The sequence below is a fragment of the Bradyrhizobium sp. P2_E8 genome, assembly GCF_056403875.1.
Map to the genome: position 1 here is coordinate 1 of NZ_JBFUES010000500.1, position 5438 is coordinate 5438.

The window sequence follows — 5438 nt, forward strand, 5'->3', positions numbered from 1 at the left end:
CATCCTTCGAGACGCCCGCTGTTGGCGGGCTCCTCACAGGATGAGGTCTTGTTTCGCGGTGAAATCCCAGACCCTCATAGTGAGGAGCGCCGCCTCACGGCGCGTCTCGAACCATAAGCCCGTGTGCTGCCGCAACCGCGGGCGTCGGGGCAGCGCTTGCCCGCCGGTAAACCCATTCGCTCGCATTTGAATGAATTCTCGTCTGCAAAACTGATCTGCCGACTTTACCGGATTCTCGCGTTTGATCCCTAGTGTCGGTTGCCAGAGGAATTCGGCGTCGCGCCAACACAGGCGGGATGGCTCGCCAAAGAACGACCAAGAACTGGGGTGATCGACATGAACGGGGCGAAATCGCTTCTACAGGATCTGGACGACGCGATCGCGCGCGGCACCGACGAGAGCCGGGCACGCGCGCTGTGGCATGCGACCGACATCCTGATCACCGGCCGCTACAGCGACGACGAGATCAGCATGTTCGGCGAGGTCATCGGCCGGCTCGCCGACGAGATCGAGGTTGCCGCGCGGACGCAGCTGTCCGAATTGAYGGCGGCCTGCGATCACGCCCCGCTCAACGTCATCGAACAGCTCGCTCTCGACGACGAGATCGCGGTCGCCGGCCCGGTGCTGCGCGACTCCACCCGCATCGACGAGAAGATGCTGGTCGAGAGCGCCCTGACCAAGAGCCAGTCGCATCTGCTCGCGATTGCCCAGCGCCAGTCGATCGGCGAGGCCGTGACCGACGTGCTGGTCAAGCGCGGCGACCAGGAGGTCGTGACGTCGGTCGCCAGGAACGAGGGCGCGCGCTTCTCTGGCTCGGGCCTGCTGCACATGGTCCGCCGCGCCGAGGGCGACTCGATTCTTGCCGAGCAGCTTGGCCTGCGCAAGGACGTGCCGCGCCACATCTTCCAGCAGCTGATCTCGAAAGCGTCGGAAGACGTCCGCCGCCGGCTCGAGAGCGAGCGCCCCGAGATGATGGCGCAGATCCAGAGCTCGGTGACCGAGGTCACCGGCGATCTGCAATCCAAGTTCGGCCCGTCCTCGCGCAGCTACTTCGTCGCCAAGCGCGTGGTGACGACGCAGTACCGCCAGGGCAACCTCAACCAGGATTCGATCTCCAACTATGCCCGCCAGCACCGCTTCGACGAGGTGCAGATCGGCCTGTCGCTGCTGTCGGCGCTGCCGGTCGACGTGATCGAGCGCGCGCTGATGGATCGCAACCGCGAGATGATCCTGGTGCTGTGCAAGGCGCTCAACTTCTCCTGGGACACGACGATGTCGCTGTTGTTCCTCGGCGCCAAGGATCATCTGATCACCGCGCGTGAGCTCCAGGACAATGAGCGCGAGTTCAGCCGGCTCAAGAGCGAGACCTCGCGCAGCATCCTGAAGTTCTACCAGTCGCGCAAGACCGGCGCGGGTGCCGATGCGGGCCGTCAGCCCGAACTCCAAGTCCACTAAGTCCACTGAGCAAGTCCACTGAGCAGGTTCACTAAGCAGGTCCACTGAGCAGGCTCACCGAGCATCATCCCGGAATTGGCAGGGGAGTATTTGCAAATGTTGCCTCAATTCGGCACCGCCGTTCGCAAGAAGAACCTCAACAACGCCTTCGCCCCCGATGTCGGCGGCGGAGCTCCGGACAAGGCCTCGGTCGACGCCGCCTGGCTCGTGCTGGAAGCCGCCAACGATCTCGGCGATCACGCAGCGATCGAAGCCTGCCGCCGCGTCATCGACGCCGAGCTGAACGGCACCGTGGCGGGCAGCTCGGATATCGATCTCGTGCTGGGGTATTTCAGGTAACCCTTCGTAGGTGGGCAAAGGCGCACTTGCGCCGTGCCCACCATCGATCTGCATTCGTCGCGAGGCGTGGTGGGCACGCGGAGCCTGTCATCGGGCGCGCATCCGCGCGACCCGGTGGCTTTGCCTACCCTACGAGCTGCTTCCACGTCGTCATTTCGAGGAGCCCTTGCGACGAAGCAATCCAGACCGACTCCGCGGAAAGAGCCTGGATTGCTTCGCTAAGCTCGCAATGACGAAGTCTGGGGCGCCGTCATTGCTTCTTCGGTCGGCACATGACGCGCTAAGAGCGACGTAACTCGAAGATACTTTACGCGTTCGCACCGCCGTCAACGGTCAATGTCGAGCCGGTGATGTATTTGGCCTTCGCGCTCGCCAGGAACGCAACCGCATTGGCGATGTCATCCGTCGCGCCATACCGGCCGAGCGCCATGAACTGCTTCAACGTCTCCGCGGTCGGGCCGCTGGCAGGATTCATGTCGGTGTCGATCGAGCCTGGCTGGATGAGGTTGACGGTGACGTCCCTCGGGCCGACCTCGCGCGCCAGTGCCTTGGCGAACGCGGCAAGGGCCGACTTCGACGCCGCGTAGACGCCGAGCACCGGCGAAGGCACACGGTCGGCGAAATAGCTGCCGATGGTGATGATGCGGCCGCCCTTGCCAAGGTGGCGCAGCGCGGCCTTGCTCGCGACGATCGGCGAACGGACGTTGACCTTCAGCAGCGCATCGATATCTCCAAGCGAAATGTCGTTGAGGCCGCCCAGGCGAAGAATTCCGGCGTTGTTGACCAGAATATCGAGCCCGCCCAGCGCCGCGACGGTCTTTTCGACCGAGGCCTGGACGGCGGCGACATCCGCGCTGTCGGCCTGGATCGCCACGGCTTTGCGTCCGCCGGCCTTGATGGCGTCAACCACCCTGGCGGCGCTGTCTGCGGACTTCTCATAGGTGATTGCTACGTCCGCGCCTTCGGCGGCGAGGGCTTTCGCAATGGCCGCACCAATACCCCTGCTTGCGCCCGTCACCAGGGCCCGTTTTCCTGCCAGCGTCATCTGATCTCTCCAATTCTGTAACGATCGACACAGAATATGTGGAGACTTGATCGGCCGCGTCAAGCCAATTATGTGTTGATCATTACAGAAAGAGCTGCGATGGCGGGACGACCACGAGAATTTGACCGCGAGGCGGCACTCGAAGCCGCCATGTTCCTGTTCTGGCGCAAGGGATTCGAGGCGGCCTCGATGCAGGACCTCTGCGAGGCCATGGGGGTCCGCTCGCCGAGCCTCTATGCGGCCTTCGAGAGCAAGGAGGCGCTCTATCTTGCGGCGATCGAGCATTACGTACTGACCCAGGGACCTCCCGTGTGGGACAAGCTCACGGAGGGAAAAACCGCGCGTGCCGGCGTCGAGAACCTCTTGATCGGGGCGACCGAGACCCTGCCGAAATCGCGCACGGCGCCGGCCGGCTGCATGGCCGTGCTGGGCGCCGTCAGCGACGAATGGCCGGCGACAATCGCCCGCGCGATCAAAAAGGTCCGCCTCGACATGCTCGCCAATCTGCGCGCTCGGATCGAAGGGGCGGTCGCCAATGGCGAGCTGCCCGCTGCGACGGACATCGATGCCCTGAGCCGATTCTATCTCAGCGTCTTCCAGGGGATGGCCATCCAGGCCAAGGACGGCGCCACGCCTGAGGAGTTGAGAGGCGCAGCCAAGGCGGCCATGGCCGCGTGGCCGGGCGACAGGAGTCCTGCGTCAGTCTCGGCGGCTTCTCGCCCATAGTGCGACGACGCAACGGGCCATCGCCCGTCCGATGTGCGCCAATGCCGACATCCGGGTCACGGCGCGTTGGGCCGAGAGTTTGATCTATCTCAAGATCGAATCCAAAACGCGGGCCAAGCTTGCCTTCGGAAGGCGGCGATACGTCCAGACCGGCGGGAGGTGAAGCATGTACCGGCATATTCTCATTCCGACAGATGGGTCGGAGCTGGCGGAGCATGGAGTGGCGCATGGGTTGGCGCTGGCGAAATCCCTTGGTGCCAAAGTATCTCTCATCTTCGTTGTGGAGCCGTTTTCAGAAATGACAGGGCGGTTCCGTGAAGCAGTCGCAACATATGCCGAGCTGCGCAAGGAACAGGCCACGAGCGCGTTGGATCGCGCGGCAAATGCGGCCAGGGAGGCTGGCGTCTCCTGCGAACTGATTCAAGTGGAGGACGGGCAACCCCATCAAGCCATCATCGCAGCAGCCGAGAATAAAGGTTGCGATCTCATCGTTATGTCATCCCATGGGCGCAGCGGACTCTCCATGCTTCTCATCGGTAGTGTGACAAACAAGGTGCTGGCGCACGCGAAAACCCCCGTACTGATTTGTCAGTGAACGTTGCGGACCTGGTGACAGAGTGCTCGCTCGCCACGGACACGCGCATTGCACGCAGCTGTGATGAGCGGAACCTCGCTCCGAATGTAACGACCGACGCTCCCCTCCGTACGGCCTGTAGCGAACGTTTCGTTCGCCAACAGATGCTGTGCAAGCCGGGGAGAAATCGTCGCATGAAGGGATTCAACGTCGCCGAGAATGGCGGCGGTTCTTATCGCCCGCTCGCCATTCTCCGCTGGGTCATGGTGATCATATTCGTGTCGTTCGGAATGCAGAAGTTCACACTGCAATCCGCGCAGGGCATCGCCCAGTTCATCAGCAACAGTCCGTTCATCTCCTGGCTGTCGATCTTCGGCCTGAGGGGAGAGGCCTATGTTCTCGGTGTTGCCGAATTCGTGATTGCGGCGTTGCTGATGGCTGGCGCGTTCAGTCCGGTCTTGTCCGCTATCGGTTCATTCATGGGCATGGTGACCTTCGCGATCACATGGTCGTTCTTCTTCACGACGCCGGGCGTCGTCACATGGAGCCTTTCAACCGATCCCATGGCGTGGAATTTGGCCGGCGAATTCCTGTTCAAGGACATCGTCCTGCTGTGTGTCTGCGCCGTGTTGTTTCTGGCGTCACTGCCGCGATCGGTCATTCGGCTGCGCGCGGGCTGAGCGTTGGGGTCGCTCACCGCCTGATGCGGTAGATCACGACGTCCTCGCCGTGATGCGTCGTGCTCTTTTCCAGAATATAGTTCGATTTCTCCAGCACGCGGCGGGATGCGCCGTGTTCGACGAAGACCAGGCCGATGAGCGACGGCAGCGCAAGCTGCGACAGCCCGATATGCGTCAGCGCCGCCGCGATCTCGCTCGCAAGTCCCTGGCCCCAGAGGTCGCGTTTGAACGTGTAGGCAATCTCGATCTCGTCGATGCCGTCAACGAGAATGTGCCTGATGCCCGCCCGTCCGGCGAATTCTCCGTCTTTCGTTCGCAGCGCCCAGAGCCCGAAGCCGTGCTGGTCCCAATGGGCCATGTTGGCGGCGAGATAGGTCTTCGTTGTCTCGGCCGAGCGCACCCCGCCGAGATAGCGCGACACCTCGGCATCGAGATGTAGCGCGACGAGGTCGGCGAGATCATCGTCGCGCAGTTTCTCGGCGGTCAGTCTGTTGGTGCGGAAGTGATCCAATGAGGTCAGCCGCGTTCGAAGTGAGCATCGATTGTTGCGCCGACGATACCGTCCTGCCGACGTTTTACTCGACCTCCCGATCGCCGGTGCGACGCGCGGGGTTTGATC

At 62.8% G+C, this 5438-nt stretch carries 7 protein-coding genes; 5 read left to right on the plus strand and 2 right to left on the minus strand.

Features of this window, described 5'->3' with window-relative positions; translation table 11 throughout:
• The first annotated feature begins 336 nt into the window (after nt 1-336).
• Nucleotides 337-1455, plus strand: coding sequence for a DUF2336 domain-containing protein (locus tag AC1D00_RS24695; RefSeq protein ID WP_477012452.1), 1119 nt, complete (start codon nt 337-339; stop codon nt 1453-1455).
• 96 nt (nt 1456-1551) lie between these two features.
• Nucleotides 1552-1794: a hypothetical protein gene (locus tag AC1D00_RS24700; protein WP_135175906.1), complete on the plus strand. Its 243-nt coding sequence runs from the start codon at nt 1552-1554 to the stop codon at nt 1792-1794.
• A gap of 307 nt (nt 1795-2101) precedes the next feature.
• Here the strand turns inward: AC1D00_RS24700 and AC1D00_RS24705 are convergent, their stop codons facing one another.
• The gene (locus tag AC1D00_RS24705) at nt 2102-2839 is read right to left on the minus strand and encodes an SDR family oxidoreductase (RefSeq protein WP_477012453.1); all 738 of its coding nucleotides are present in this window, start codon (nt 2837-2839) and stop codon (nt 2102-2104) included.
• A 99-nt stretch (nt 2840-2938) separates the two neighbouring features.
• On the opposite strand from AC1D00_RS24705, the gene AC1D00_RS24710 reads away from it, so the two are divergent.
• From AC1D00_RS24710 to AC1D00_RS24720, 3 genes are all read left to right on the plus strand, one after another.
• Nucleotides 2939-3565 carry a TetR/AcrR family transcriptional regulator gene (locus tag AC1D00_RS24710; protein ID WP_135175909.1) on the plus strand — a complete coding sequence of 209 codons (627 nt, stop codon included), beginning with the start codon at nt 2939-2941 and terminating at the stop codon, nt 3563-3565.
• A gap of 166 nt (nt 3566-3731) precedes the next feature.
• Nucleotides 3732-4160 (plus strand): universal stress protein, encoded by a 429-nt coding sequence (locus AC1D00_RS24715; protein WP_135175910.1) that lies wholly within the window; start codon nt 3732-3734, stop codon nt 4158-4160.
• Nucleotides 4161-4333: 173 nt separating this feature from the next.
• A complete protein-coding gene (locus AC1D00_RS24720) occupies nt 4334-4819 on the plus strand; it encodes a YkgB family protein (protein WP_477012455.1) in 486 nt (161 codons plus the stop codon).
• Between the two features lie 13 nt (nt 4820-4832).
• On the opposite strand, the gene AC1D00_RS24725 is transcribed toward AC1D00_RS24720, so the two are convergent.
• Nucleotides 4833-5330 carry a GNAT family N-acetyltransferase gene (locus AC1D00_RS24725; protein WP_477012454.1) on the minus strand — a complete coding sequence of 166 codons (498 nt, stop codon included), beginning with the start codon at nt 5328-5330 and terminating at the stop codon, nt 4833-4835.
• Nucleotides 5331-5438 lie beyond the last annotated feature (108 nt).